Genomic DNA, 24636 nt, shown 5'->3' with positions numbered 1-24636 from the left:
AAAATGCCGGCACTTATATCGCCGGCATCTTTATTTATGCTAGATCATTGAATTAATCTACAATCTACCGATCCAAATAGAGCAGATCCACAATCTCACATTGTGGTTGATACCCTGAAACATATTGCAGAAGTAGGGCGCGGATGGTGGGGTAGTCGTTAAGATCGGCCGCTGTTTTGAGCTTCTCTAGTAACGTCTTCATTTCTGACCACGGGAGCCAATCTTCATGGGCGCGCATAATCATTGGGTGCTCTGTGCCGGAGACATTATCGCCGATCAATAACTCTTCATAGAGCTTCTCCCCGGCGCGTAGCCCGGTAAACTGAATGGCGATATCTCCGTTGGGATTCTCCTCTGTACGGATTGTTAAGCCGGAGAGCTGAATCATCTTTGTCGCAAGATCTAAAATTCGCACCGGTTTACCCATATCGAGCACAAAGACATCGCCCCCTAGCCCCATTGATCCTGCTTGAATCACAAGTTCTGCCGCTTCAGGAATCGTCATAAAGTAGCGGGTAATATCAGGATGGGTAACAGTGACATTATTTCCCTCTTGAATCTGCTTCCTAAAGAGAGGAATTACCGAGCCGGAAGAACCCAATACATTTCCAAAACGAACCATGGTGATGCGCGTCTTATTCTGTGTTGGATCGCTATCGCCTAAAAAGGTAATTGCGCGCTCTTTACTAAAGGATTGTAAAACCATCTCTGCAAGGCGTTTTGTCGCTCCCATTACATTAGTGGGGCGAACGGCTTTATCGGTGGAGATCAAAACAAAGTTATTCACTCTCGCCTTGATTGCCGCTTCTGCCGTGTAGTAGGTGCCTAAAACATTATTTAAAACCCCTTGGGTAATATTATTCTCTACAATCGGGACATGTTTATAAGCCGCTGCATGGTAGATTGTATTGACGTTAAACTTCGTCATCACGTTATAAAGGCGATCTCGGTCTTGGATCGAGCCGAGCAGGGGGGTAAATTGAATCTCAAGTTGCTCTTTCTTAATCTCTTCTTGCAGTTCCCGTGTGATTTTGTAGAGGTTATATTCACTATTTTCAAAGAGAATGAGCTGTTTTGCACCACTTAAAAGAATCTGACGGCATAACTCAGAGCCGATAGAACCACCCGCGCCGGTAACCATTACCACCTGATTTTTAATACAGAAATCGAAAAGATCACGATGGGGCTCAACAGGATCGCGCCCTAAAAGATCAGCAATATCGATCTCTTGCAGATCTTGCACCTTCACTTTCCCTTTTGCCAAATCGATAAACCCAGGGATAGTGCGGACGCGGATAGGGAATTTAGAAAGAGAAGTAATAATCTCTTGCCGTCTTGCTCTAGGCGCAGAGGGAATGGCCAAGAGTAATTCAGTTGCTTTTGTTCGTTTAAGTGCCATCTCTAATTGATGGGGGGCATATACCCGTAAGCCATCAATATTGGCAGATCGAATATTAGGGTCATCATCAATAAATGCAATCGGTTCGATATGGGAGCCACTTCGCAAAGCAGAGACAAGTTGCTTCCCGGCAGTGCCGGCGCCATAGATTAAAACTCTTGCTCGATCTTTATGATTTCCGAAAGTATGCTTAAAAACATCGAGCCAATCCCCTAAGAAGTAGTGTCGAATAAAGAGCCGTAATCCTCCAATTGCCAGTAAGGTAATCCACCAGTAATTGAAGACAAGCGAACGGGGGACAACTCTCGGTGCATCATCATACCAATAGATAATAAGGGAGAGGAGTAGGGCGGCAATCGTAACAGATTTGGCAATCGTGATTAATGCCTCTTTCCCAACATAGCGGATAACGGCGCGATACATCCCCATGATGATAAAGATAGGGATTGAGATTATCGGCGCAACAATAAAGAGCCACTGATAATCACCAATATAGAGCCAGGTATCATCCCAACCGATGCGGATAATAAAGGCAAGAAGGATAGAAAACCATATTAAACAGATATCAACAAGAAGTTGGATAACTCTTTTTATATTACGCGGGAGGTTGAGTAATCGAGTTTTAAACATAGGTAGAAGGCCTTTGGAAAATCATTAACGCTTGATTATTTTCAAGATAGTTTGAATGATTATCTTAATATCTCCAAATAGAGAGTGATTTTTAACATATGCCTTATAATGTTCTGCTTTTATCGGCATGATGATATCAACATAAGCTTGGGAAGGATCTTCATATTGGCTAAGAATCTCATTCTCATCTACCATCTCGATAGAAGCGCGATCTGTAATGCCTGGGCGAACCGATAAGATAATCTCACGATCTTCTTTAGAGTATTGATCCATAAATTTGGGCACTTCAGGTCTAGGACCGACAAGGCTCATCTTCCCTCTAAAAACATCAATTAATTGCGCTAATTCATCGAGCTTATATTTACGAATAAAGTGACCACTTGGCGTAATGCGTGAATCATTTCCAACTGTTAATTGCCCATGTGCTTCACTATCTGTATACATGCTCCGGAATTTATGAATCCGAAAAGGCTCTCCATGCAATCCCACCCGAACTTGGCGGAAGAAGATCGGCCCTTTAGAATCTTTTTTAATCCAAATAGCAATAAATAGTAATAATGGGGCTAGTACTATTAGCCCCATTGCAGAACACACAACATCAAATATGCGTTTGATCATCTGAAACCTATCTGCCTAATAACTCATGAATTGTCTGAATCACATAATCCTGATCCGCTTGACTCATTCTTGTAAAGAGTGGGATAGATGCAATATTGAGATAAGCCTTCTCTGCATGAGGGAACATCTCATTAGTAAGATGATAACCATCTCTCCAAACCGGTTGACGATGAAGAGGAATAAAGTGGACAGAGCAACCAATGTTTTTTTCTGCCATTTTTATAATGAACTCATCACGCTCAAGCGGAGCATCTTCAGTAAGGCGAATAGGGTAGAGGTGCCATGCATGCTCTTCAATTTTTTCTGGACGTGCCGGGAGAATTAAAGGTAAGCCTTTTAGTCCTTCATCGTAGCGCTTAGCCATTTCAACACGTTTTTGATGGAATCGATCAATCTTCTTTAATTGATGGATGCCCATCGCAGAAGCAATATCTGTCATGTTGTATTTGTAGCCAGGCTCAATCACTTCATAATACCAAGATGGTGTTTTAGAAGAGTAACGATCGAAGGCATCACGGCTAATCCCATGTAGACGCATTACCTTACAGCGCTCAATAACTTCTTTATTGCGAGAAACAATCATGCCACCTTCTGCGGTAGTCATTGTTTTGTTGGCATAGAAACTAAAGATTGTAGCATCAGTATCAAACGTGCCGACTAATTCACCTTCAAAACGTGTGGGAAATGCGTGTGCCGCATCTTCTACAACTTTTAGATTATGTTCTTTTGCAATGGCGATGATCTCTGTCATATCACAAGAGAGTCCGGCAAAGTGTACCGGCATAATCGCTTTTGTCTTTTCGGTAATTGCTGCTCGAATTGCTTTAGGATCAATATTTAATGTTTCAGGATCACAATCTACAAAAACAGGATCAGCCCCTAAATATCGTACGACTTCTGCCGTAGCTGTAAAGGTATAGGTCGGAACAATAACTTCATCTCCCGCCTTAATACCAACAGCATCTAGTGCAAGATGTAAACCTGCTGTAGCAGAGTTAACTGCAAGCGCGGAAATATCGCCACCGAGATAGTTTGCAAAGTCTTCTTCAAACTGCTTAGTTTTAGGGCCTGTTGTAATCCATCCTGTACGTAATGAATCGACAACTTCATTAATCTCTTCTTCTCCAATTTCAGGAAGGGAGAAGGGCATAAATTCTCTGGTCATGGTTTCCTTTAATTATTTCCAAATAAGTCCCTAGTGTAAACCTTATCTTTAATATCTAAAAGATCGGCAGTCATTCTATTGGCGATAACAATATCACTTTGTTCTTTAAAATCTGAAATATCCTTGATAACCGTTAAGTTATGGAAGGTATTATCTATAATATTAGGCTCAAAAATAATTAGCTTTATCCCATGAGCTTGTAAACGTTTCATAATGCCTTGAATAGCGGATTTTCTAAAATTATCAGATCCTTGTTTCATTACTAAGCGATAGATTCCTACAACTTTTGGCTGTCGTTTAATGATTTGTGTGGCAATAAAATCTTTTCTTGTTCTATTGGAGTTGATAATCGCTTCAATTAAGTTTTGAGGAATATCTTGATAATTAGCAAGTAGTTGTTTTGTATCTTTTGGTAAACAATACCCACCGTAACCGAAGGAGGGATTATTGTAATGATCACCGATTCGAGGATCGAGGCAGACAGCATTAATAATATCTTTTGTATTTAATGAGCGACTTTCACAATAACTATCAAGTTCATTAAAATAGGCGACTCGCATAGCAAGATAAGTGTTGGAAAAAAGCTTTACAGCCTCTGCTTCCGTTGAGTTAAGAAGTAATATTTCAACATCCGCTTTTAAGCACGCATCTTTAAAAAGCTTACCAATCATTTCCCCGGTGCCAGATTTGTCACCAATCACGATTCTTGAAGGGTATAAATTGTCATAAAGCGCTTGTCCCTCTCGTAAAAATTCTGGTGAAAAGACAACATTGAGATTGGGAAACTGTTGTTTTACTTTCTCAGTATATCCTACAGGGATAGTCGATTTAATAATGATGATAGATTTACTGTTTTGTAATTCCAGATCATTCAGAACCATCTCAATAGAAGAGGTATCAAAGAAGTTTCTCTCTTCATCATAGTTGGTAGGAGTTGCAACAATAACAATATCCGCTTGTTGGAACGCTTCTTCACTTGATAATGTTGCTTTAAAGCTAGGCGCGGATAAAAGGTATTCTTGAATTAAGGCATCATGGATAGGGGAAATTTTTTGATTAAGCTTTTCTATCTTTCCCTTATCAATATCCAAAGCAACAATATTATGCTGTTTTGAAAATAGCATGGCATTAGATAGACCTACATAACCAGTTCCAACAATTGTAATATTCATGCTTTTATTTCCTAAGCTTTTCTACTAATACCATTCCAGGCATGATTAACTAAACAATAGATAGATTTCGCTAGACTAAGATTTTCAATTTCTCGATAAAGACGCCATTGATATTTTAAGACTTTAAGTTTATTGCCGGATAAAGAGTTTTTTGATGATCTATATTTTGCAAGTACCTCATCAATACCTCTTGCCGGTCCAAACTTTTTCGTTATTTGTAACCATAATCCATAGTCTTGGCGCTTTAAGATATTGGGCATGTATTGTTTGCCACAAATCTCAGTATTGTATATTGCAGTTAAGCAACCAATACGATTAACCCTAATTAATTCAGCATATGATAGTTCTCCCGGAGCTTTTCTAGTTCCTAGATAATTCCCCTGCTCGTCGACCACATCATAATTAGTGTATGAGAGAGGGCATTGGGTCTCTTCCATAAAAGCTATTTGCTTTTCTAATTTATCAGGGAGCCAAGTATCATCTGCATCTAAAAAGGCAATATATTTTCCTTTTGCTTCACTAATTCCTCGGTTTCGAGTTACGGCGGGACCAGCATTCCAAGAGCGCTTAATAAGTTTGATTTTAGGATCATCCTCAATAAGTTCTAAAAGAGCATCAGAAAAAGGTTTAGTAGAGCTATCATCTATGATGATATGTTCATAATCAGTAAATGATTGTATTTGAACACTCTTAATAGTATCGATTAATTCTTGATTGGAATTAAAGCAGGGGGTAATTATAGAAACTATATTTTTTTTCATAAATTATTTAGTTAATTTTATTTTTCATGGATTGTAATAAAGCTTGAAATAGCTTCTACAATAAGATGCGATGCTTTTCCGTCACCATAAGGATTATGAGCAAAAGCCATTTTGTTGTAGGCTACTATATCTGTTAATAACAAACTAACCTCTTTAATAATGCTTTCTTTACTAGTTCCTATTAACTTTACTGTTCCAGCTTCTACTGCTTCGGGTCTTTCTGTGGTATTGCGCATAACTAGAACCGGCTTGCCTAGAGAGGGGGCTTCTTCCTGGATTCCTCCAGAATCAGTTAAAATTATATAAGCCTGACTCATTAAATAGACGAAAGGCAGATAATCTAAAGGCTCTATTAAATGAATATTTTTAGTTTTACCTAGAATACGATTTGCCGGTTCTCGCACATTAGGATTTAAATGCATAGGATATACAATTTGAGTATTTTGATGATTGTCTGCAATTTTTACTAATGCCTCACAAATATTTTCAAATCCTAGCCCAAAACTTTCTCTTCTGTGCCCTGTTACTAAAATGAGCTTTTTGTTTTTATCTAAGAATGGAAATTGATTTTGAAATTTAGCTTGTAATGCAGGATTATTTTCTAGTTTTTCAATAACACTCAATAATGCATCAATAATAGTATTGCCAGTTACTATAATATTTTCCGAAGATATATTTTCTTTAATAAGGTTTTGGGCAGAGTTTTCAGTAGGCGCTAAATGTAGATCCGTTAATGCAGCGGTCAGTTTTCTATTTCCTTCTTCTGGCCAAGGGGAGTAAATATTCCCTGTTCGTAAGCCTGCTTCAACATGTGCAACAGGGATTTGTTGATAATAAGCGGCGAGGCTAGCTGCGAACGTTGTTGCTGTATCACCATGAACTAAAATAATATCAGGTTTAAAACTTGCTAGTATTGGTTTTAAACCTTGTAGAATACGAGTGGTAATATCTGTAAGATCTTGACCTGGTTGCATAATATCAAGGTCAAAATCAGGAATGATTTCAAATAAATTTAATACTTGATCCAGCATCTCTCTATGCTGTCCTGTAACGCAAACTTTTGCTTCAAAACGATCGTCGTTAGCTAGTGCTAAGGCAACAGGAGCCATTTTTATAGCTTCTGGTCTAGTGCCAAATACACATAGTGTTTTCATTTTGTATCCTTTTAATAAAGATTATTTTTTGAATATAAAATCTAATTCTTTTTTCGCAAGATAATCAGGTGAAAATTTTTGTATTACGGAAAAATCAATCAACGGTGTAAAAGATAGTTTATTTAGATCGGTATCACAAAAATTTGAGTTATCTATAAAAATACAATTAGAGAATTCCGATAACATTTCTCTGCAAACAGGAAGATTGGAAACAATAGTAGGGATTCCATAACTTGCCATTTCACACATCATTACTCCTTGGGCATCTAATCTTGTTGGCATAATAGCTGCACGATATTTATTAAGAAGAACAGGGATACTTTTTTGTTCAATAAATTGGTCAAATATCTTTACATTTGGAGGTAGTGTATTGTGTTGAAAATAATCACCTTTCCCATAAATATGAAAAGAAAATTCAGGATTGAAGTGGGCAAGTTCTACTACTTTATCTATAGCATACTTGGGTCCATCTAAGGGACGAATGGTAATGAAATCAGCTAATAAATTTAGAGTTGGGCTATATCTTTCTTTGTAGAATGCCTCATTTATCGAGTTATTAATGATGATATTTTTATTATTTATTTTATCTGAAAGCTTCATACAATGAGTAGCTTCATCTTTCATCCATTGACTAACATAAATTGCTCTGACATTCCCTTTTTTTAATAAATTTTTTAAAAGATAAAGTTTGAAATGATCATAAAATTTTCTAGCAAGTGAAAAAAAGGCATTTTTTTGTTTTTGCCATGGATATGGGGCGGGATAATAACGATCTATAATTAGTGCTTCATGACCATGGAAAAATAAGACTAGATTCTTAATCTTTTTTAAATTTTTTCTAATAATCCTATAATGATTACGTATATTTGGTGCATGAGAGACAACAGCATCATAATTTGAAAAATCTATATACGTAGTAGATGGAAGGACAGTAATATTTTCATATTTGTATGCACTTTTTGCTGAAAAAGATAAAACATCGATCTTAACCCCCTGTTTTTTGTATTGAATATTTCTGCTATGCACATAAGCCATTTGGTAAATTGAATTTATGTGTGGATATGTTTCTGAGAGTACAAGAAGTTTCATTATGGTTTATCTTTACAAAAATAGTATAAAAAAAACAGATGAATAAACACCGACCCCAAATATTCTACCTATGAGTAGTGACATGATAAGATCAGGACTTGATTTCTTATCTTCTAAGCTATCTTGTTCAATAACTAATGATAATTTAGGTTCGATCCAAAAAGTTAATATGATTGTAGAAAAGGCATTAATCACCCCAGAGGTTTGGCTAAGCATAACTCTATAATCAGGAAAGAATAAGCCTAAAAAAAACACAAAAAATAAAGATGTAGCATATGAAAAAAATACAATTGAAGATAGCCAAAAAACATTTGAATGAAAAAGGTATGCTACTGAAGGGGTATTAATAGTATGAGAGCTCTTTTTTGTGAAGAGCTTAGGAAACTTTAATAGAGATGGTAAAAGTTGCCTACCCCCCACCACTAGCTCAATTATAGTGATAAATGCTGAAATTGATCTATTTTTAAAGTAAAGAATTAATGAGCAAATAATTGAGGATACTAAAAATGAACCAATGCATAATATCAAAAAGTACTTTTTGTCAATCCCCATATCAACAAGTAAACCTAAAATAGGCATTAGAGCTAAAGTGAAAAATCTAGTAATCATAAAAACAGCATTTTGTAGAGTATAAGCCATAGATTTTTTATCTATTAATACGCCTGATAGGCGGGATAGGTATGATAAAATTTCTATTGCCTGAATACAGGAAAAGCAAAGTATTACTATTATAATTAAGGTATTCATAGGATATCGGGGCTTATAAGATTGGTTTGAAAGTTATTTTATTTGAATTGATTAGGTAATATTCTAGGGTTATTACAATAGCAGTTTACCTGACGTCGGAGCTTGAGAAGATGGTTCTGATTATCTTAAAGACAGCGAACACATCGAGCCAAGATGAGAAATGTTTAAGATAGGGTATTATATTAAAGTTAAGATTTATCTCTTTGACTCCTATCGTGTAATCTTGTGCCATTTATATCAATTGACAACTCTGATGCGAATGAATATGGCGATAAGTGAAAAGCCGATCACAATCTGAAACCAGAAGTTAAAGATGATCACTTCATACCAACGGGAGTGGCGGCGATGATAGCTTTGTGTCACGAAGTTACCTCAAATAATATTGAATTTTAAAATCACCAGCATTTAGACGTATATATGTTACTGTATCTTTGTTAATAATCTAAGTTACTATTACTATTAATTAGCTTTGGTGCCGATTGATATTTGCATGTCTTTTGTAATTGATTAGGTCTATTAGGTCAGTAGCATCATTCTAGAGCTAGAAAATATTAACGTAGGCATAACTAATATTATATAAATAATTGATCGAGCAATATTTTTTTGTTTGAAATGTGTATCAACGACTTTAGTTAATGGAATTAGAAGAAGTATTAGAATAAACATTCCAATTCTTTTTGATTGAGCACTTCCTACTAGATCTATCGACATAATAAGCAAGATAAGAGAGTAAACAAAAAAAGTATAAAGAATCACATCCTTATGGCGTAACAGAAACTTATGACTTATCAAAATAAAAATTAAAAAGCAGAAAATAGCAAATATATAGAGTTCAGAATCAACATAACCAGTATTTACATTGGATTTAGTAGCTAATGCAATAGGTAAACCTATCAATATACCTATATATAGTATTATTCTTATGATCCTGTATTTAGAGGGTATTTTTCTATTAATGAAGAAAATGGGTATGAAAAGAGCAGCAACATTATGGGTGAGTATCACTATCAATGAAAAAAGGCTTCTTTTAATTAGAGAGCTAGGCTTAGTTAGAGTTATAGATAAGAAAAAAATGAATAGAACGTATGTTAAATATTGCCTATAGACATTGTTTAACCCCATTACCGAAGGAAAGAAAAGGAAAAATAGGTAAGGAAAATACTGAGGAAAAGAGAAGTTTTTTCTAGCATATAAAATTAATATGATAGCGATAGAGTCATAGAATAGAAAAGTTGTTTCATAAGATTGAGTTATTAGGTAGATATAGCGAGAAGAGATCCAATAGACGGGTTCTCTTAGGTAGTAAGCTGAAAAATTATCGATATAATGTAAAGACTTTGCATATGTATTTATATCAATATCAAAGCCTGAGTAGCGAGTTATTGCTGCAAAAATAAAAAAGAGAGTAAAAGTAATAATATTGTATAAAGAGGTTGATTTTATCTCTTTAATACATAAGAGTAGCCCAATCACTATCAGGAATATGTAGTATGTTAATTCATATGTCATATGCAGGGGACTTTGTGCTCAATTGAAATTTAAAGATGATAGCATTGGCAGAGAGGGTATTACTATTGGAATTGACTTGGAGGGATAAACTATCCACCAATCCACCATAACGCAACCATTGTGGTAGAAGGGCAATTAGGAGAAAGCCGATCACAATCTGAAACCAGAAGTTAAAGATGATCACTTCATACCAGCGGGAGTGGCGGTGATGATAATTCCGAGTCAAATCCAAACCTCAACTTTGCAATAAACCAAGATGTTTTCCTAAGAGGGTATGATACTTTAATGACGTAAATATATCTAAATATATTGTCTTAACTTATTGTTAAATGAGAACTAAATGCAAAGAAGTCTTATTTGCATTGCTGTTTTATTTTTTTAATATGAAAAATTATCTTTAATAATCATCAATTAATGATTTTATGCATCTTGAGATTAATCGATAAACAGTAGAGCCAGTATTACTGATGGTGTGATATTTAGTAGGGAGAGGTTTGATGAATATCGATAGATGATCGGTTTACTTATTAAAACCTCTCCTTTTTCTGTGAGTGTTATTAGGGGCTGTTGAACATTTGGAATAAAAAAATAGAGAGTTGTAAAATGTAATCGCCAAAAAACATTACAAACTCTCTATTCTTATGCTCCAAACATTACTTAATGACAAGCTTTGGTTGAAACTATGAATGTTCAACAGAACCTAATTTATTTACTCTTTTAATACTTTCGATAGCTTCTATTCGTTAATACAGGCTATTTTTGTATTATGGAAAATCTATGTTGCAACAGTAACCTGGAGATAAATATGATCACTATTTTTATGTCAGGATCAATATCTATTAAAGCGATTGATGAGAAGGTAATGAATCGTATTAACGGTATTCTTGAGAAGAATTACAATATTATTTTAGGGGATGCAAATGGGATTGATCTGTTATTGCAAAAATATTTGTTAAAAAATAATTATAAAAATGCTCAAGTCTATTGTAGTGGTGATCTCTCTAGGGTTAGAAATAATGTTGGTAATTGGGAGGTAGTGTCAGTACCGGCTAATGGGATAAAAGATAGACGGCTTTTTTACACGGCTAAGGATCTGCAGATGTCAAAAGATGCGGATTATGGCTTTATGATTTGGGATAAGAAAAGTACGGGGACTCTCTCTAATGTGATAGAGATGATTAGGCAGGATAAGAAGTCTAGAGTCTTTTTGAGTGATGATGCCCAATGTGTATCGATTCGAAAGAGAGAAAATGTTTATAATCTAGTGAATCTGATGGATGCTAAGGCGAGAGCGATTGCAGACCAGAAAATAGAGCTATCGTATAAACTGAATGAATTGATGAGTCCTAAATTACCTCTGTTTTAGTTCCTGCTCTTTTAAAGCCCACTCTGCATGCTCTCTTACCGCTTCATCATCAAACTCTAGCTTTTCTTTTAATGCTTTAATATTTGCCTCTGCATAGGGGCTGTTGCCGATGCCGATGGCGATATTGCGGAGCCATCTCGCGTAGCCGAGCCGGCGGATGGGGGAGCCTTCTGTTTTGCGGAGGAATTTCTTTACTTAGGTAAAAAGCTCTTAGAATATTTGTTTTGATAAAAACAGGTTTTCATTTTTTAAGTTATTTTGTTATAATTTGAGCATCACACCTGCCATGCCTCTGAATTAATTAATTTTAATTTATGCACAAATGAGCAGGTTTTTTTGTTTTCGGGATTATTTAAGAATTTTTATTAAAGATAATTCTGGGTATAGATTTAATAAAGGCACCAGACTAGGAAATAGATGAATTATTTTTTTCATTCTGCTCTTCAAGTGCCCACTTTATATGTTCTCTCACCGCTTCATCTTCAAAGTTTTCTTTCGCTTTCAGTGCTGAGATATTCTCTTCTGAATAGGGGCTATTGCCGATGCCGATGGCGATATTGCGAAGCCACCTTGCGTAGCCGAGCCGGCGGATGGGGGAGCCTTCTGTTTTGCGGAGGAATTCTGCTTCGCTCCAATTGAAGAGTTGTAGTAGGGTGGAGGAGTCGAGCTGATGGCGGGGGAAGAAGTCTTCGGTTGTTAGGTCGATCGCAAAGCGATTCCAGGGGCAGACGATTTGGCAATCATCACAGCCGAAGATGCGGTTACCCATTGCGGTGCGATATTCTTCTGGAATGGGACCAAAATGTTCGATGGTGAGATAAGAGATGCATTTGCGCGCATCGATCTTAAAGGGGGAGACGATCGCATCGGTGGGGCAGGCTTTGATACAGCGGGTGCATTGGCCGCAATGGTTGGTGATCGGTTCGCTCGGGATCTCGATCCGTTTTGAGAGTAACAATTCGCCGAGAAAGAAGAAGGAGCCCCGTTTGGGGTGAATAATCATGGTATTTTTGCCAAAAAAGCCGAGGCCGGACTTTTGGCTAAAGGCGCGTTCTAATACCGGTGCGCTATCCACAAAGGCGCGGAATTCGAGGCCGGGGATCTCTTCTTGTAACCACTTTCCCAATTTGGTGAGCATATTGCGGAGCACCTTATGGTAATCCCGCCCGAGGGCATATTCCGCAACATAGGCGTGGTTCGGATCTTCTAAGCGTGCTTTGGCATCGATCTCTGGGTTAAAGTAGTGGAGTTGCGCCGTTAGCATCGATACAGTACCGGGGACGAGGAGGTCAGGGTGGTAGCGCTTCTCCCCATGTTTATACATATAATCTAAATCGCCATGAAATCCCTCTCCGAGCCATTCGATAAAGTAATCCCGGTTTTTGCCGGGATCGATATCGGCGCTAGAGAGTTCATTAATCCCGATTTCGCGTGCTTTTGCCTGCAATTTAGCGATAAATTGGGGCGAGTTGTAATCGGTATCGTGGGCAGTTTCATGGCGCATCGGTTATGCTTCGCTCTCTTGGCGCAGTCGCTCTTGGTATTTACGCTCAAGGGCGGCTTTCACATAGGGGTGGACAATCGCGCTCACATCTCCGCCGAGCATGGAGGCTTCTCTCACCATGGTGGAGGAGACAAAGGAGTATTTCTCACTCGGAGTGAGGAAGATGGTCTCTACTTTGGGGTTGAGGTGGCGGTTAAGGCTTGCCATCTGGAATTCATACTCAAAGTCCGATACGGCGCGTAGGCCACGCACTAAGATATGGCTATCGATAGTATCCATATAGCGGGCAAGGAGATCATTAAAGCCGATCACCTCAATATTTTCATGGCCTTTAAAGATCTCTTTGGCCATATCGAGGCGCTCTTCATAGGTGAAGAGGGGCTTCTTCTTCGGGCCGCTAATCTTCGCAACGGCGACAATCAGTTTCGGGAAGATTCGTGCTGCACGAATAATAATATCGGAATGCCCATTGGTAATGGGGTCAAATGTGCCGGGATAGACGGCGGTTGTCTCGCTCATAATAATCCTCTTGTGGGGCTGCTCGTAGCAGTGACCTTCTATACTTTTCAATTTTAATCGTAACAATCGGGGGATTGAAGTAAGTCCCGATTAGAGAATCCCATTGATAGGGATACGATTATTTTTAAACCCGCTTATCAGCAAATAAGCAGGCGTAGAAATAATCAGTGGCTCTATTTTACGTGATCCTTTCCGCTTTCGCATTACCCGATTGCGTAATCTCTTCGCTAGAGGGGAAGTTTTTAGTGGTTTTATTGGTGGTACGAAGGTTTTTGGAGGGGCGGGAACCTACCATTTCATTCTTTTTGCCGGTGCATGCCCGCGGATTGGCGCTTTCAGCGCCGGGGAGAATATCATTAAAGTGACGTTATTTGCCGGTGATAAGATCGCTAACTGCCGGCGCGTGATCTGTGGAAGAACGTGATAGTGAGATCCGGCAACGTTCAGCCTTTTCTATTTTGATGAATCATTCTTAAGAAGGTTGTTGGAGGGGCGGGAATCTACCATTTCATTCTTTTTGCCGGTGCATGCCCGCAGGCCGGCATCGATGATGCCAATTGCCGGCATACAACTTATGGATGTATGCAGAGGTAATCTCCGGCAACTCAACAGCTCTTTTTGTTTTGATTAATCATAGTATTTGTTCTTAAGAGAATTCGTGGAGGGGCGGGAATTTACCATTTTGTTCTTTTCACTGGTGCATGTTCGCGGATTGGCGCTTTCCAGCGCCGGGTTTTTTATGATAGGCAAGAAAAAAGCGCATTGCTGCGCTTTTTTGATCTCTTTGATGGATCTTATCTTAAGCTTCTGCTGCTTTACGAATCTTGTAGTTACGAATTGCTTCTCTTAGAAGAACGATCATCACACCGAGCATTCCACCGAGGAGGAAACCGATGATGATAATGAGTTTCTTCTTCGTTGGTACCGGTGCTGTTGGTATAGATGCTGATTGAGTTACGCTATAGGTTTTCACTGCTTCTGCTTTAGGAAGCGTGAAAGATTCGATAGCATCAATCTTTGCTGTTAACTCATTATATTTTGGATGATCGCCGTAGATCCCTTTTTGATTCTCCAAAAATGCGATTTTTGCCGCAAGAATCTCTGTTCCTAAGAGATATGGATCTTCACCATTCCCGGTAGGAAGCGTTAAATTGAGTTTCTCGGCGGTTTGATAGCTGTTTTTAAGAGCTGCGATTTGGTAGAGGCGCTCCTTCTCTAAAACACGCTCTAAGCTCTGAAGCTGACGTGAGAGATTCGCTTTTAACGCATCGAGTTCGGCTTGGCGATCTTTTAATAGAAGATCCGCCGCAACAGCATTGAGATAATTGAGATAACTATTGGTCATCGTGTAGCTATCTTTAGCATTTGGTCCTTGAGCCGAAATGGTTAAAGTTGAGCTTTTACCATCCGCTTCGATCGAGAGATTCCCTTGTAATGAGTGGCCTCTATTCTCTTCTTGCAATTGCGCGAAGAAATCTTGCTGCACTTTTGGTGATTGCGCAACATTAGAGAGAAGCTCAAACACATCCTGTGTACTAAGTGGCATTAAGCTCTCTTCGGTAAAGCTGATCTGCTCAGGTTGTAAGGTGATGGGGGTTGCTCCTAAGTTGAGCCCTGCTACCTGATAGACATTGGGAGCAGCAATTGTCGCAGAAGCGCGATAACTTGGCTTTATGGTGATAAAAGCGAAGAGAGCGGCGATGATTGTGGCAAGGATTGTGACCGCAATGATCAGCCACTTATGGCGCCAAAGCGTAGCGACGAGTTCAAAGAGATCGATCTCATCATCATGGTGGTAGGAAGTGTTAGGAAGGTCTGTTCTGCTCATAAAATTATTCTTATCAATAAAGTTTTATAGTGATTAATGGAATTCATTAGCCTAAATTAAACAGTTAAAATTATTCAATCTATTTAGATTCTATTTAGGTTAATTATTCTAGCATTAAAATAGGGATGATTATCTTTTATGGCTCGATATGGTCAGTTTTTTGAATGTTCTGCTTTTGCATCTTCTCCCAAGTGATCCCCAAAAGCGTGATAGAATGGAGTTCTTTTAAATGAACTTTTCAATGAAATTTTCAATGAATTTTTCGATCGAATGAATCAGCGCGATAGCGAGTCGATATAGGCGAATTAGAGAGTGGATATGACGGATATGAGAAGAACAACAGCTTCAAATCGTAAGCAGCTACAGTATCATCCTGAGCTTTATGGCAATCATGCTTTTCTTCACCATGAGATCGCCCGCAGAATGGTGGAGTATCTCGATGAATCGTTACAGCCGGAGAAGATTCTTGTCGATGGCGCGTTTGATAGCTATCTCAGTGAGCTTCTTAAAGCACGTTTCCCCGAGGCGGAAGTTTGGGAGAATATCGAATCGATTCTTGATCCCACCCTCCGTTTTGATCTGGTGATGAGTAATCTCTACCTGCAAGATGTGTGGGAGTTTGAAGAACGTGTGCGCGATTATCAAGTGCGTCTCAATGCGAAGGGTAAGCTCTTCTTCACCACGATCGGCACCGGCAGTTTCCCGGAGATCTCCTATCCCGGCGGTCCGTTAGTCAATGAATTTCCCGATATTGAAGATATTGGCGATTTTCTTCATGCGCTCGGCTTTAAAAATGCCGTGCTCTTTATTGAGAAGATCAACCTCACCTATGAGAAGCTCGATACCCTCCTTAAAGATGCGCGCGTGGTGGCCGGCAGACCATTTTCCTCCTTTAAAGGCTTACGCACCTATCGTTGGTTAGAGGAGTGGAAGCGCTATGCCGCAGAGAAGCTTAAGGCGGAGGATCAGCTCTTTCATATCGGCTTTGATGTGATCTACGCCGAAGGGACGCTCTCCGATATTAAGAATCTTCAAGGGGAGGATAATGCCGTCTATGTGGATATCTCTCAGCTCTCTACTAAAAAAGAGGGGAAGTAGAGAGGTAACGCTCAAGTCGATGCGCCGTAATGGCGAAGAAATGACGAAGTAATATTCGTCAGCAAGTGGGAGATAAGGTAATATAGGACTAAATTAGTTCTATATAGAATCTTTGTATTGAATCTTTGAAATAAGAGGGAGTATACACAATGTTAATCGTGACAGAAGCCGCAAGAAAACAGCTTGCAAAGAATTTAGGTGAGAGCAGTGCCGAGGCGATTAAGATCGCACTTCAGAAGTCGGGCTGTTCGGGATATAAATACTATATCGATTTTTGTGACCAAGTGGATGAGAAGGTGGTGGTGATTGAAGAGACGCCGGTGAAGATTGTCGCCGAGCCCGATATTCTCCCCTATCTTGAGTCGGTAACGCTCGATTATATTCAAGATGGCATCAATCGCATGTTTAAATTCCAAAACCCCGAAGCGAAAGCAGAGTGTGGTTGTGGTGAGAGCTTTCTCCTCTAATCTTGAGCCGATATCGAAGCAAGAAGTTGAAAAGCGCATAATCGTTGTGAATCAGTAGTGTAAGGTTCGTGAGAATCAATCTCAAAAGATCAGACAGATCGATCAATAAGGAGAGTACGAATGAGTGGAATCGCCGGTGTATTAAAATTAAATCAGACAGCTGTAGCGGAAGGATTACTACAGAAGATGTCGGAGCCGATCCAGAAACGGGGTCCTGACGGCACAACGATTATTCAATATGAAAATATGGGTTTTGTGCAGACAAAGCTCGCTGCGGTGAGCAATGGCACAGAGCCCTTTTTTGATGAAGATTTTGGCATCATTGTTGCCACTAACGGCACGATCTACAATCAAGATGCGTTGCGTGAGCGCTTGATCGAAGCGGGATATCGTTTTCTAACCGAGAGCCAAGCGGAAGTCTTAACAAAAGCGTATCACTGCTGGGGCGAATCCTTTGTGGAGGAGCTCGATGGGGCTTATGCCTTTGCCATCTGGAATGAAGCGGATCGTTCGCTCCTACTTGTTCGGGACCGTTTTGGTAAAAAACCGCTCTACTATAGCTTTGGTCAATCGGAGACGGCGCTCTACTTTGCCTCTAATACGCAGAGTCTTCTACAGACGCGGGATATCGACACAGAGATCGACCCTCATGCGCTTCACTTTATGTATTCGCTCCATGCAGTAGTGCCGGCGCCGTGGACCATTCTAAAAGGGATTCGTAAAGTTGAGCCGGGGCATTATCTACGGATCGATGCCGATGGTTCGAGCCGATCAGTGAGCTATTGGGAGCTAACGGCAGAGCGCGATTATCCACAATATGATGATGTTGAGTGGCGCGAGATTATCGAGAGTACGCTCAAATCTGCTATTAAGAAAGAGATGAATTTCGCCAATGAAAAGGTGGGTGTTCTCCTCTCCGGCGGGCTCGATTCAACATTGATCACGGCACTGGCGATTGAAGAGGGAATTGAAGGGATTCAGACCTTTTCTGTCGGCTTTGAAGATCAGCCAGAAGAGAAGGGTTCAGAATTCTTCTATTCCGATCAATTTGTCGATAAGTATCAGACCGATCATTACAAATTTGAAGTTCCCAATAGTGAGGCACTCTCTCGCCTTCCAGAGGCAATTGCCAATATGAGTGAACCGCTCTTTGGTCAAGATGCGATCGGTTTCTATCTTCTTTCTGAAAGAGTGAAGACCGTCACCTCCGTGGTGCAGAGTGGGCAGGGGGCCGATGAGGTCTTTGCCGGTTATTTCTGGTATCCCAAAATGGTGGCAGAGACGGAGCAAGATCCCTTAAAACGCTTTGCAAAGCACTATTTCGATCGCCCGCATGAAGAGTGGTTAGCCGCATTCACACCGAAATACCATACGGAGAATATCGCCGGTGAATATATTCGGGAGCACTTAACGCGCCCGGGGGCAGATACCTTCTTAGATCAGGTATTGCGTCTTGATGTGACGCGCCTTGTGGTGGATGATCCGGTTAAGCGGGTTGATAATATGACAATGGCGCACGGTTTAGAGGCACGAATGCCCTTTATGGATCAGCGTCTTGTTGAGCTTGCGATGGCACTTCCGCCGGAGTACAAATTGAAGCATCATGGAAAAGGGATCTTAAAAGAGATTGCAAGAGGTCGCGTTCCCGATTCAATTATCGATCGCCCAAAAGCCTACTTCCCGATGCCGGCACTCAAATATGTGCGTGGTGAGTTTTTAGAGATGATGCGTGATACCTTAACCAGTAAAAAGGCAAAAGAGCGCGGCATCTTCAATCCCGCCTATATTGATGAACTTCTTAAAAACCCCGAAGCCCCCACAAGCTTTACCAATATCCAAGGCTCCAAATTGTGGCACGCCGCACTTTTAGAGCTCTGGTTAAATTCGGTGGGGTTGTAGTTCGCATTGATATTTAAATTGATGTTTAAGCTAATGTTTAAGTTGAGGTTTAAAATTTATAGCTATTGTTTTGTAACGATTAGTAATTAATAGAAAGCCCCGATAGAGCAATTACTCTGTCGGGGCTTTTTTTAGAACGTTTAGAACGATCCAAAGAAGTTAAGAGAGGATCGAGACACGCCTAGTAGACTTCATAGCGCATATTGAAGTAGAGATAGCGCCCAGCGGAAGGGTAGGTAGATTCATAGGCGGCATAATCTTTATTAAAGATGTTGTCGATCCCTGCATTAAAGGTTACACCTTTCCATTGAGGTGGTTTAACAGAGGCTTTGAAGTTGTAGAGGGCATATCCTCGATTTTTATTAATACCTTCACTATCGGCATAGCTACTACTGCGAGCTGTGATTGAAGGCGTGAGCTCGAGCCAATCGTAAGGGGAGATCGTAATGTAAGCAAAGCCAAAGTTTTTGGGTGTATTGGTGATCTTAATCTCATTATGATCTCGATTTTTAACATTGAGGTAGGTATAACCGCCCCCAATTTTGATCTGATCATTGAGATAGTAGTTCACGCCTAACTCAAATCCTTTGCGTACCACTTTCCCGGGTAGGTTCTCATTTTGTGTCACAGCATAACCGGGGAAGATCTTCCAGTTATCCTTAGAGCGCTGGATTTTATCTTTCGATTGACTATAGAAGATAGCAGTATCAATGCTTAATCCATCGATTGGCATTCCTGAATAGCCCAGCTCAATATTGGTAGCGCTTTCAGGTTTTAAACCGGGATTTTGTAAGGCAATGCTTGGATAGAGTTTTCCCGGGGTACAAGCTGTCTCTCCTTTGGGGCATTTCTTCTCATTATCTCCATAATTGGAATAGGACTCTTTAAAGCTAGGGAAACGTGTCTTCTTACCAATGGCAAAACGGAAAGTATCATCTTCTGTTAATTTATAAAAGAGCGCTGCTTGATAGTCAGTACTATGGATGGAAGGGGAGAGCATTGAAGAGGCGGCAGGATATTGAGAGATCAGGTCTTCGGTATTTTTGCCAATGCCTTCGGCATCTGCTTTTCGCTTAGTATAGATAACGCCGATCTGAGCCTCTAGCTTATCGGTCAGTGCGATATTATCTTCAAGTGCAATGGAGTAGAATTTCTGTGTTGATCGAGAAGAGCGACTCTTATGGGTGAGAAGATCTTCATCGATCGACTTATGAGTCTCTCGTTTGTAGCTGATCATCATCTTAATTAGGTGGCGATCAATGGCTGTGGTCCCTACCTCTACAGATGCACCAAAGGCTTTATCATCATACTTACTCGATTCATTAGGACGGAAGTTTAAGAGAGTATTTTTAAATGTATCGTAGTAGATGCGGGGTTTAATATAGAGTTTCTCATCAAATAACCAGGTATTAGAGACAAAAGAGATGGTCTCCCGATCCCATTTTGGCCAGATCCATTTGGTGGGAACAAAACCATTATCACCTTCACTGCCAGGATATTTCTTAGCGGTTTGTCGGGAGTAGCTCAACACATATTCATCGGTATCTGTTGGCGTCCAACCTAGTTTAAGACCAAAACGACGATCTTTAGTGCGGTAGAGATAGCGATCTGAATTAACCTCCTTACCTAAGGCATCCTTGCCAACATAATTTTTAGCTAATGTTGTATAGCGCCGGGCTCTTTCAGACGCAGAGACTTGTGCGTACCAATTATTTCGTAACGTTCCCACATTTGCGCTCAGTTCATGAGTCCCACCTTGTCCTGCACCGGCTGTTCCTGTGAAATCAAACTCTGAACGAGGTTTCATCGTCACGATATTAATCGCCCCGCCGAGTGTATTATGCCCATACATCACTGAGCTATAACCTTTCGCAACTTCAATTGAAGAGATATCTGCAGTGGAGAAACGGCTCATATCGGAATCACCATCGTAGGGAATATAGACAGGAATTCCATCAACAAAAACGGGGACATAGCGTAGGTCATAGCCTCGAACGCGAACAGTAGGTTCATAGCGATTAGAAGCTCTTCGTCCTCCCATGCCGATTGGCGCATCATAGAAGACGCCAGGGGTATAGGCGAGTGCTTTACCCACATCATTTGCCTCAAAGAGCTCAATAGTATCGCGGCCTATAAAACTCTCAAATAGATCTGCTGACTCAAAGAGGTTACTCTCTGCAGGATTATTGGCTTTTACGGTGACTGTTCCTAAAGAAAAGAGCGGGCTTTGAGGTTGTTCTGTTGTTAATTTTGCCTTTGCATCTTTCGCCTCTTCGCTATCGATCGGTTCAGCAAAAATGGGAGAAAGGGAGAGAGGAAGTAGGGCTAGCGCTGTAAGCATAGCATCTCGAAGAGGGGATCGCCTCGAAATGGTCTTTTGATCGTTTTCTATAGTTATTAGATAATTTTTTTTCATAAAAGTTCCTTATAATTCTTTTTAATAGTGGGTTCTGCCCAATTTGAGTTTTCTAATAGCCTCTTCTTTGCTAATTAGAGTTTTCCCAAAAATGTTGCCTTAGATATTTAAGAGTGATCTGTTAAGCGGAATGAAACTGTAATTTTTCAAATTGAAAATTTTGTTCAATAATCGATTCGGGAAGATTGTAAATTTGCGCTAAGTTTGTCGTTGTGAGGGTTGTCTCTGGTGCGCCATCAGCAATAAGATCGCCTTGATGAAGAAGGAGTAAGCGATCGGCAATACTCAAGGCATGCTCGGGCTGATGAGTTGTCATAATAATCGTAATGCCTGAGGCTTTAAGTCGTTTGATCTGCTCTAGAACCCGGAGTTGATTGCCGTAGTCAAGACTAGCTGTAGGTTCATCCATAATGAGACACCGTGGCTGTTGTGCAATCGCTCGGGCGATAAGCACAAGTTGTCTTTCTCCTCCACTTAAGGTGGTAATGGAAGACTTTAAGAGGTGGGCGACACCGAGTCTCTCTAGCGCGGTATGAGCGATCTTACGATCTTTCTCTTTTGGGGTTGCAGCCCAATGGAGATGGGCAGTTCTCCCCATTAAAACCACCTCTTCAACAGTAAATGCGAAGTGAGAATTTTGTGCTTGAGGGACATAGCCAATAATTTTGGCGATCTCTTCTTGCTTTAGTTGTGATTGGGGTTTGCCTTCGATGGTAATTGTCCCCGATCGTGGTTTAACTAATCCTAAGATCGATTTGAGGAGCGTTGTTTTTCCACAGCCATTTGCACCTAAGAGGGCAATAATCTCTTTCTCTTCAATGGCGGTATTGAGATCTTTGATAATGGTGCGCTTACCATAGTTAATAGAGATATTTTCTAAGGTGATTAAATTCATCTATTTCTTCCCCCTTGTATCAAAAGACCGATAAAGAAAGGTGCGCCGATAAAGGCGGTTAAGATACTTAAAGGCATCTCAATTGGAAATGCTGAACGGGCGATGGTATCAGTAATAATTAAAAAGCTTGCTCCGAGAAAGAGCGCCGTGGGGAGTAGACGGCGAAAATCGGGCCCAACTAAGAGGCGAGCCATATGGGGGATAACTAATCCTACCCAGCCAATGATACCGGTGATAGCTACGACAGAAGAGGTCATCAAGGTAGCGGCAATAATAAAGAGAAGGCGTAATTGACGAATATTAACACCTAGCGCTAAAGCCTCCTCATCATCAAGGCTGAGAAGATTCATCCGCCAGCGAAGAAGAAAGAGGGGGAGGATAGAGATCAAGAAGAGCGGTGTGACAAGGAGGAGATCCTCCATTGTTGTCATTGTGAGTGATCCCATCAACCAAAAGGTGATCATGGTTAATTGACTATAAGGATCTGAGAGTAGCTTGATTAGGGAGATACCTGCGCCTAATAGTGCAGAGATGGCGATACCTGCTAAAACGAGAGCTAATATGGGGTCTAAACGGTGAACCGCCTGGGAGATTGCATAGACAAGAACAACAGTCCCTAAGCCAAAGAGAAAGGCGAAAATTTGAATTCCGATTAAGGGGAGATCGAAATAGATAGCAATCACAGCCCCAAGCCCTGAGCCTGCTGAAACCCCCAATATATCAGGTGAGACTAAAGGGTTACGAAACATTCCTTGATATGTTGCACCGGCAAGTGCAAGAGCTGCTCCTACGACAAGCGCCGTTAAAACTCGCGGAAGACGAATATGCCAGAGGATGAACCCCTGATCGCTCAGGTCTTGATTATTGAAGAGGGCGCCTATCTCTTTTCCAAGTAATGAAAGAGAGAAGGAGGATTGCCCAATAGAGAGCGCAAATATCATCAAGAGTAGAAGGAGGAGAGGTGCTAACCAAAGACGAATCATAAGGGCTCCTGTTCGAGGAGTTGATTGAGTTGATCTGTGGATAACGATTGCTGATAGAAGAGAGCATAATATTCTGCAATTAAATCTCGGTAGCGGGTTGTGGGCATTACCTCAGGAACTAATAGATGAGCAAGCCAGATGGCACCCAATAGCCGGTTGATGCTTGGAGGTTGATCGAGCCAGCCAAAGGGAAGTTTAGGTGCTAAGTAGACGCGGCCTTCTTTAATTGCATTGAGTCGTTGCCAGAGACGGTTATTAGGAAGAGAGTGATAGAAATTTTCATCCATTGTGATGATAAGATCGGGTTGCCACGCTAGTAGTTGCTCCATAGAGATGCGTGTCATAATCTTCTCACCTGCTGGAGCAGCACTATTTTTAGCACCTAACCAATCGATCACTTCAGTATGGATCGATCCGGCTAAACCTGTTTCTAATCCATCAGCACTACGGGCGGAGTAGATTGAGATCGGTTTTGAGTAGTGGTGTGGAACAAGATCTTGTGTCTCTTTAAGAATCTTTTCAGCAAATTGCGCTAATGCTTCACCTCGTTCAGTGACCCCTAATATCTCTCCTAATGTTCGTAGTTGTTTGGCGGTATCTGCAAAAGAGCCGTTAGCTAAAAGGTAAGGGAGCTGTGTCTGCTCATAGACACGTTCAGCAGTACTAAGATAGGTGGGCGTGATATTTCCGACATCAAGGATTAGGTCAGGTTTTAGAGCCACGATTTTTTCTAGTGATGCCGTTGTTCCCCTACCGGCAAAGCGGCCGGTCATTGGGAGATTTCCAATCTCTTTGGGAAAGAAGGCTCTCTGTGCCGGTGTTAAGTTGAGAGCAGCTAATCCTAAAAGTTTATAGGGCGCTAATGAGAGAAGAAGGATATCGGAGACAGGTCCAGCGCTTAAGATACGCTCAATGTTTTGGGGAGCGGGAAGGATGCCGAAAGACTCGATTAAGAAGGATCTTGTTTTCTCTTGTGCCAGGGCAGGGTAGTGAATCAGAATTGCTCCAGCAATTATAGATTTTAGAAAAGTTCTTCGACGTATCATAGCGCATACTCCAACAAGTTGATTTGACCTTAGAAATTCTAAGTATCTATCTATGTTAGAGAAGCGGGTATTGAATTTATATTAGCCGATAGGAGTAGAGTAGCTGGGAAGAGAAGTGCATAGGTCTTTTTTAGTGCTTTATTTTGTTCCGATGAATGATTCTTAAGAGAGTTATTGGAGGGGCGGGAACTTACCATTTCGTTCTTTTCACCGGTGCATGCCCGCCAATCGGCATTTTCAATGCCGGGAAAATAATTAAACGTGATTTAAATAGCTTTTAAACAGCCGTTAAACAGCCGTTAAACAACCGTTAAACAGCCGTTAAACAATATGTGCCGGTAATTGAGGATTGCCAACTGCCGGCGCGTGAT

Annotated in this window: 23 protein-coding genes; 5 read left to right on the top strand and 18 right to left on the bottom strand. The window is 40.5% G+C overall.

Annotation, left to right across the window (positions count from 1 at the left end; translation table 11 throughout):
• Nucleotides 1-64: 64 nt before the first annotated feature.
• The 11 genes from B9T19_RS05005 to B9T19_RS10485 all read right to left on the bottom strand — a co-directional run bounded on the left by B9T19_RS05005 (nucleotide 65) and on the right by B9T19_RS10485 (nucleotide 10470).
• On the bottom strand, nucleotides 65-2029 hold the full coding sequence (locus B9T19_RS05005; RefSeq protein WP_094567509.1) for a nucleoside-diphosphate sugar epimerase/dehydratase: 1965 nt from the start codon (nucleotides 2027-2029) through the stop codon (nucleotides 65-67).
• A gap of 24 nt (nucleotides 2030-2053) precedes the next feature.
• Complete coding sequence (locus B9T19_RS05000; protein WP_094567508.1) at nucleotides 2054-2647, bottom strand: sugar transferase; 594 nt, start codon at nucleotides 2645-2647, stop codon at nucleotides 2054-2056.
• 7 nt (nucleotides 2648-2654) lie between these two features.
• The gene (locus B9T19_RS04995; RefSeq protein WP_094567507.1) at nucleotides 2655-3812 is read right to left on the bottom strand and encodes a DegT/DnrJ/EryC1/StrS aminotransferase family protein; all 1158 of its coding nucleotides are present in this window, start codon (nucleotides 3810-3812) and stop codon (nucleotides 2655-2657) included.
• 8 nt (nucleotides 3813-3820) lie between these two features.
• Nucleotides 3821-4984 (bottom strand): nucleotide sugar dehydrogenase, encoded by a 1164-nt coding sequence (locus B9T19_RS04990; RefSeq protein ID WP_094567506.1) that lies wholly within the window; start codon nucleotides 4982-4984, stop codon nucleotides 3821-3823.
• Nucleotides 4985-4995: 11 nt separating this feature from the next.
• Nucleotides 4996-5745 carry a glycosyltransferase family 2 protein gene (locus B9T19_RS04985; RefSeq protein WP_094567505.1) on the bottom strand — a complete coding sequence of 250 codons (750 nt, stop codon included), beginning with the start codon at nucleotides 5743-5745 and terminating at the stop codon, nucleotides 4996-4998.
• A 17-nt stretch (nucleotides 5746-5762) separates the two neighbouring features.
• The gene (wecB, locus tag B9T19_RS04980; protein ID WP_094567504.1) at nucleotides 5763-6899 is read right to left on the bottom strand and encodes a non-hydrolyzing UDP-N-acetylglucosamine 2-epimerase; all 1137 of its coding nucleotides are present in this window, start codon (nucleotides 6897-6899) and stop codon (nucleotides 5763-5765) included.
• Between the two features lie 21 nt (nucleotides 6900-6920).
• Nucleotides 6921-7988 carry a glycosyltransferase gene (locus B9T19_RS04975; protein WP_233146797.1) on the bottom strand — a complete coding sequence of 356 codons (1068 nt, stop codon included), beginning with the start codon at nucleotides 7986-7988 and terminating at the stop codon, nucleotides 6921-6923.
• Nucleotides 7989-8000: 12 nt separating this feature from the next.
• Nucleotides 8001-8735 (bottom strand): lipid II flippase family protein, encoded by a 735-nt coding sequence (locus B9T19_RS04970; RefSeq protein ID WP_094567502.1) that lies wholly within the window; start codon nucleotides 8733-8735, stop codon nucleotides 8001-8003.
• Nucleotides 8736-8972: 237 nt separating this feature from the next.
• Entirely contained in the window at nucleotides 8973-9098 is a 126-nt protein-coding gene (locus B9T19_RS10775; RefSeq protein ID WP_255406347.1) for a hypothetical protein, read from the bottom strand.
• 153 nt (nucleotides 9099-9251) lie between these two features.
• Nucleotides 9252-10244, bottom strand: coding sequence for an EpsG family protein (locus B9T19_RS10900; RefSeq protein WP_094567501.1), 993 nt, complete (start codon nucleotides 10242-10244; stop codon nucleotides 9252-9254).
• Complete coding sequence (locus B9T19_RS10485) at nucleotides 10234-10470, bottom strand: hypothetical protein (protein WP_143436860.1); 237 nt, start codon at nucleotides 10468-10470, stop codon at nucleotides 10234-10236. The genes B9T19_RS10900 and B9T19_RS10485 overlap by 11 nt, the downstream gene beginning before the upstream one ends.
• Before the next feature lie 579 nt (nucleotides 10471-11049).
• On the opposite strand from B9T19_RS10485, the gene B9T19_RS04960 reads away from it, so the two are divergent.
• A complete protein-coding gene (locus B9T19_RS04960) occupies nucleotides 11050-11610 on the top strand; it encodes a hypothetical protein (protein WP_094567500.1) in 561 nt (186 codons plus the stop codon).
• 406 nt (nucleotides 11611-12016) lie between these two features.
• Here B9T19_RS04960 and queG read toward each other — a convergent pair whose 3' ends face one another.
• Nucleotides 12017-13114: a tRNA epoxyqueuosine(34) reductase QueG gene (gene queG / locus B9T19_RS04955; RefSeq protein ID WP_094567499.1), complete on the bottom strand. Its 1098-nt coding sequence runs from the start codon at nucleotides 13112-13114 to the stop codon at nucleotides 12017-12019.
• A 3-nt stretch (nucleotides 13115-13117) separates the two neighbouring features.
• Nucleotides 13118-13633 (bottom strand): pantetheine-phosphate adenylyltransferase, encoded by a 516-nt coding sequence (coaD, locus tag B9T19_RS04950; protein ID WP_094567498.1) that lies wholly within the window; start codon nucleotides 13631-13633, stop codon nucleotides 13118-13120.
• A 211-nt stretch (nucleotides 13634-13844) separates the two neighbouring features.
• On the opposite strand from coaD, the gene B9T19_RS10480 reads away from it, so the two are divergent.
• On the top strand, nucleotides 13845-14057 hold the full coding sequence (locus tag B9T19_RS10480) for a hypothetical protein (protein WP_143436859.1): 213 nt from the start codon (nucleotides 13845-13847) through the stop codon (nucleotides 14055-14057).
• Between the two features lie 375 nt (nucleotides 14058-14432).
• Here B9T19_RS10480 and B9T19_RS04945 read toward each other — a convergent pair whose 3' ends face one another.
• Complete coding sequence (locus tag B9T19_RS04945) at nucleotides 14433-15461, bottom strand: LPS O-antigen chain length determinant protein WzzB (protein WP_094567497.1); 1029 nt, start codon at nucleotides 15459-15461, stop codon at nucleotides 14433-14435.
• A 318-nt stretch (nucleotides 15462-15779) separates the two neighbouring features.
• Between B9T19_RS04945 and B9T19_RS04940 the strand changes: the two genes are divergently transcribed.
• From B9T19_RS04940 to B9T19_RS04930, 3 genes are all read left to right on the top strand, one after another.
• The gene (locus B9T19_RS04940; protein WP_094567496.1) at nucleotides 15780-16559 is read left to right on the top strand and encodes a hypothetical protein; all 780 of its coding nucleotides are present in this window, start codon (nucleotides 15780-15782) and stop codon (nucleotides 16557-16559) included.
• Between the two features lie 149 nt (nucleotides 16560-16708).
• A complete protein-coding gene (locus B9T19_RS04935; RefSeq protein WP_094567495.1) occupies nucleotides 16709-17026 on the top strand; it encodes an iron-sulfur cluster assembly accessory protein in 318 nt (105 codons plus the stop codon).
• A gap of 120 nt (nucleotides 17027-17146) precedes the next feature.
• Nucleotides 17147-18925, top strand: coding sequence for an N-acetylglutaminylglutamine amidotransferase (locus B9T19_RS04930; RefSeq protein ID WP_094567494.1), 1779 nt, complete (start codon nucleotides 17147-17149; stop codon nucleotides 18923-18925).
• Nucleotides 18926-19106: 181 nt separating this feature from the next.
• Here B9T19_RS04930 and B9T19_RS04925 read toward each other — a convergent pair whose 3' ends face one another.
• From B9T19_RS04925 to B9T19_RS04910, 4 genes are all read right to left on the bottom strand, one after another.
• Nucleotides 19107-21266 (bottom strand): TonB-dependent siderophore receptor, encoded by a 2160-nt coding sequence (locus B9T19_RS04925; protein ID WP_094567697.1) that lies wholly within the window; start codon nucleotides 21264-21266, stop codon nucleotides 19107-19109.
• Nucleotides 21267-21462: 196 nt separating this feature from the next.
• Nucleotides 21463-22236 carry an ABC transporter ATP-binding protein gene (locus B9T19_RS04920; protein ID WP_094567493.1) on the bottom strand — a complete coding sequence of 258 codons (774 nt, stop codon included), beginning with the start codon at nucleotides 22234-22236 and terminating at the stop codon, nucleotides 21463-21465.
• The gene (locus B9T19_RS04915; protein WP_094567492.1) at nucleotides 22233-23219 is read right to left on the bottom strand and encodes an iron ABC transporter permease; all 987 of its coding nucleotides are present in this window, start codon (nucleotides 23217-23219) and stop codon (nucleotides 22233-22235) included. Before B9T19_RS04915 ends, B9T19_RS04920 begins: the two co-directional genes overlap by 4 nt.
• Nucleotides 23216-24265: an iron ABC transporter substrate-binding protein gene (locus B9T19_RS04910; RefSeq protein ID WP_094567491.1), complete on the bottom strand. Its 1050-nt coding sequence runs from the start codon at nucleotides 24263-24265 to the stop codon at nucleotides 23216-23218. The genes B9T19_RS04915 and B9T19_RS04910 overlap by 4 nt, the downstream gene beginning before the upstream one ends.
• Nucleotides 24266-24636 lie beyond the last annotated feature (371 nt).

It is taken from the genome of Ignatzschineria sp. F8392, assembly GCF_002252045.1.
In the GTDB taxonomy this organism is placed as follows: Bacteria; Pseudomonadota; Gammaproteobacteria; order Cardiobacteriales; family Wohlfahrtiimonadaceae; genus Ignatzschineria.
Note: the sequence above shows the minus strand (reverse complement) of the source record. Positions and strands in the feature narration are given on the sequence as shown.

Coding starts and splice junctions, on each gene's coding strand:
- B9T19_RS05005 (WP_094567509.1), bottom strand. CDS start 2,029: ATGTTTAAAACTCGATTACTCAACCTCCCGCGTAATATAAAAAGAGTT.
- B9T19_RS05000 (WP_094567508.1), bottom strand. CDS start 2,647: ATGATCAAACGCATATTTGATGTTGTGTGTTCTGCAATGGGGCTAATA.
- B9T19_RS04995 (WP_094567507.1), bottom strand. CDS start 3,812: ATGACCAGAGAATTTATGCCCTTCTCCCTTCCTGAAATTGGAGAAGAA.
- B9T19_RS04990 (WP_094567506.1), bottom strand. CDS start 4,984: ATGAATATTACAATTGTTGGAACTGGTTATGTAGGTCTATCTAATGCC.
- B9T19_RS04985 (WP_094567505.1), bottom strand. CDS start 5,745: ATGAAAAAAAATATAGTTTCTATAATTACCCCCTGCTTTAATTCCAAT.
- wecB (WP_094567504.1), bottom strand. CDS start 6,899: ATGAAAACACTATGTGTATTTGGCACTAGACCAGAAGCTATAAAAATG.
- B9T19_RS04975 (WP_233146797.1), bottom strand. CDS start 7,988: ATGAAACTTCTTGTACTCTCAGAAACATATCCACACATAAATTCAATT.
- B9T19_RS04970 (WP_094567502.1), bottom strand. CDS start 8,735: ATGAATACCTTAATTATAATAGTAATACTTTGCTTTTCCTGTATTCAG.
- B9T19_RS10900 (WP_094567501.1), bottom strand. CDS start 10,244: ATGACATATGAATTAACATACTACATATTCCTGATAGTGATTGGGCTA.
- B9T19_RS04960 (WP_094567500.1), top strand. CDS start 11,050: ATGATCACTATTTTTATGTCAGGATCAATATCTATTAAAGCGATTGAT.
- queG (WP_094567499.1), bottom strand. CDS start 13,114: ATGCGCCATGAAACTGCCCACGATACCGATTACAACTCGCCCCAATTT.
- coaD (WP_094567498.1), bottom strand. CDS start 13,633: ATGAGCGAGACAACCGCCGTCTATCCCGGCACATTTGACCCCATTACC.
- B9T19_RS04945 (WP_094567497.1), bottom strand. CDS start 15,461: ATGAGCAGAACAGACCTTCCTAACACTTCCTACCACCATGATGATGAG.
- B9T19_RS04940 (WP_094567496.1), top strand. CDS start 15,780: ATGACGGATATGAGAAGAACAACAGCTTCAAATCGTAAGCAGCTACAG.
- B9T19_RS04935 (WP_094567495.1), top strand. CDS start 16,709: ATGTTAATCGTGACAGAAGCCGCAAGAAAACAGCTTGCAAAGAATTTA.
- B9T19_RS04930 (WP_094567494.1), top strand. CDS start 17,147: ATGAGTGGAATCGCCGGTGTATTAAAATTAAATCAGACAGCTGTAGCG.
- B9T19_RS04925 (WP_094567697.1), bottom strand. CDS start 21,266: ATGCTTACAGCGCTAGCCCTACTTCCTCTCTCCCTTTCTCCCATTTTT.
- B9T19_RS04920 (WP_094567493.1), bottom strand. CDS start 22,236: ATGAATTTAATCACCTTAGAAAATATCTCTATTAACTATGGTAAGCGC.
- B9T19_RS04915 (WP_094567492.1), bottom strand. CDS start 23,219: ATGATTCGTCTTTGGTTAGCACCTCTCCTCCTTCTACTCTTGATGATA.
- B9T19_RS04910 (WP_094567491.1), bottom strand. CDS start 24,265: ATGATACGTCGAAGAACTTTTCTAAAATCTATAATTGCTGGAGCAATT.